Consider the following 2,888-nt stretch of genomic DNA (forward strand, 5'->3'; position numbering starts at 1 on the left):
AACGTAAACCTTCCCATTGTTTGATAAGCTCTAATCCTTCTTTCGATATCTTTCTCATCTGACGCTCCATAAAAAAAAGCCCCACAAAAGTGGGGCTGGATAAAATGATGTTCTAATCAATCTCGCGTTAATTATAATAAAGTGGCTCGCTACATCCACGGGCGCCTATTTTTTCATCTTCTACATAACGAGAATGCGCAAAATTCCGCGCAAATTCACCATTACTAGCATCACCGGACCAATCGCCTCCTCCCAACATAACATTTACGTCTACACGTAAACTGCTTCCTTGTTCCCCTGTATGCCATTTCGTCACGGGATAACAACCAGACAAAAATTGCCACACATAACCGCAACCATCCTCACAACCGATATACGAAATCATACGACGATTTTCTGTATCAACGTGTCCTCCAGACGTTTTGGGAGAAGGCGCTTGATTGCCTATAATACTGGTTCCCGAATTGATTCCATACATGCAAGACGCGAACTCATCACTCGTCAAAAATCTCTTATTAACAGACGAAAAATCCACGTGATGGTCAGAATAGCTACGATTGGTTGTAATCGGAACACCATAGGCAGACTTCGTATTTTCATCTGTCCCTGATTGAAGATAAATATCAACCCAAATATTCTTCCACGGATCGTAAACCATTCCCTCTGGGTCACTACGTGGACGGTGATTTAAACACCAAACAGAATCAGGGAGAATATCCCCCGCTTGATAACCCGATAACGGATGATCTTCAATCTCACCAACATCTGCACAAAGCGTATGAAATCCACCAATCTTTTTAGAGGTATCCTCTGTATAACCATCAGGAACCGTCGGATTGTCCGAAATATTAAAGTTGATCTCATTATTATTAGTGAGGGTTGGTATAAGATAAATATAATAATCCTTGCCTGCTTTAAGAGGTTGTGTAATAAGAAAACCAATATCATTTGTAAGACGGTGCAAGGTGTACCTATTCCCATGCTCTCCACCATGATAACAGCGAAAAAATGCGCCGCTGTTGATTATAAGACCTTTTCTATTGTTCGAATCGGCTTCCAGAATTCTGTGAGGCTGATCAAAACGCACATTCTCTAAAAAATAAGTAGAAAGAGAATTTACACTACCTTCAAGAGAAGAAAGACTGTCACTGTTCCTCTGTGCCTTCTCTTGAACTTCTGTCAATGCACTCTTCGCTTCTTCCGCTAACACTTTTGCCTCAGAGGCGGCTGTATTCGCAGAATTTGTCGTTGCTGTCACCGTGTCTAATGAACTCTTGACCTCTCCAAGCCCTTGCTTCGTCGTATCAGCTTCTTCTTTTGCTTGCTCCGCAATATTCTTCGCTTCTTCCGCTGTCGAGTGGGCTCTATCGGCTACTTCCTTGGCTTTTTCGGCTTCGCTCTTAGCTTGATAGGCTTGTGAATCTGCCGACTCTGCTTTTTTCTTGGCTTCGTCTGAGTACATCCGCGCTAAACTTGCTATAGTTTTAGCACTATCTGCTGTTTCATTCGCGTCGTAAGCTTTACTCCACGCTTCATTCGCTGTGCTTTTTGCATTTTCCGCCTCACTACGCGCTTGCTCCGCATCATGCTTGGCATAACCAGCTGTCTGTTTGGCTTCCTTGGCTATTTTTTCGGCTTCATCCGCTACTGTCTCTACCTCTGCTGCCTTCTTCTGGGCGCTTTCAGAAACATTTTTTGCCTCTTCTGCTATCAACTTCGTACGGCTTGCCTCTTGTTGGGCTTCTTCTGATAAACTTTTTGCACTCAAGGCGGTTTGGCTTGCCTGATCACTCGTGGATTTTGCTTCATTGGCTATTGTTTCTAAGCCTTCTGCTTTAGATTTTGCATCGCTAGCCTCTCTTAGTGCTTGATCTACTTTCTCTGTTACACTCTCTACTGCACTTTTCGCCGCTTCTGCCAAACCCTTCGCTTCTGAAGCTGTTTGCGAGGCTTGTTCCACTCCTGTTTGCGCCGATTCGGCAACTATCTTAACAGTTGCAACAGATGCCTTGACTTCAGCACAAACATTCTTGGATTGTTCTGAAAGAGCTTTTGCCTCTTCTGCAATATCCTTCGCATCAGCGGCTGTCTGTTTGGCTCCATCCGCCTTAAGACTTGCTTGTGTTGCTACCGTCTTAACTTCATGACTCGTCGCTACCGCGGTCGCTGCTACTTGGGTTGTCTCTGTTGCTGTTTGGGAAGCATCTCTCGCTGTTTGTTCTGCACGTTCAGCAATGGACTTCGATTCATCGGCTAATCTCTTTGCTTCTGTCGAGACATGGACAGCATTCTCACTTGCCTGCTTGACCTCTGCAAAACTTTGCAATGCCGTAGCCAATGAACCTTTCGTACCACTTATTTCCCCTGTAGCTCTATCGACTCCTGCCTTCGCCTCTTCTGCCATTTGCTTCGCGGCATCAGATGCACTCTTGGCTTCTTCGGCTAAGCCCTTGGCTGTATCCGCTGTATCTTTTGCAAGATTAGCGGTTGTCGTTACTGCTGTAACTGCTTCACCCGTTTTCGTCACCTCTGTAAGCGCTTGATCAGAAACTCTTTTCGTTTCCTCTGCAACCTGTTGCGCACTATTTGCACGCGCCATGGCTTTTTCTGCTTCTTGTCTTGCATTAACAACCTGCTCTAACGGCGCAAAGGTTTCATACGAATACAACGATGCCGTCCCTAAAATCTTCGGAACAACAACGCTATCTTGCGAAGTCCCTTCTCTGATTTCCTCTTTCGTGGCTATTGGTATCAGATACTCATGACTATGATCGGGGATTTTCATCTGCTTTATTCCTCCATTAAACCTAAAATGAACACTCTTTCAAATCTTCAAACTCTTCTCTTAAGGTCTCTAAGCGCTTCTCTAAATCTTTTAACGACCCATC

General features: G+C 44.6%; 1 protein-coding gene. It reads right to left on the reverse strand.

Annotated elements, in window-relative coordinates; translation table 11 throughout:
- Window positions 1–127: 127 nt before the first annotated feature.
- Entirely contained in the window at window positions 128–2,785 is a 2,658-nt protein-coding gene (locus ACFIK6_RS09380) for an alanine-zipper protein (protein WP_375677584.1), read from the reverse strand.
- Between the last annotated feature and the right edge of the window lie 103 nt (window positions 2,786–2,888).

The organism is Bartonella sp. AS69XJJH, assembly GCF_042195585.1.
Classification (GTDB): Bacteria; Pseudomonadota; Alphaproteobacteria; order Rhizobiales; family Rhizobiaceae; genus Bartonella.

Coding starts and splice junctions, on each gene's coding strand:
- ACFIK6_RS09380 (WP_375677584.1), bottom strand. CDS start 2,785: ATGAAAATCCCCGATCATAGTCATGAGTATCTGATACCAATAGCCACG.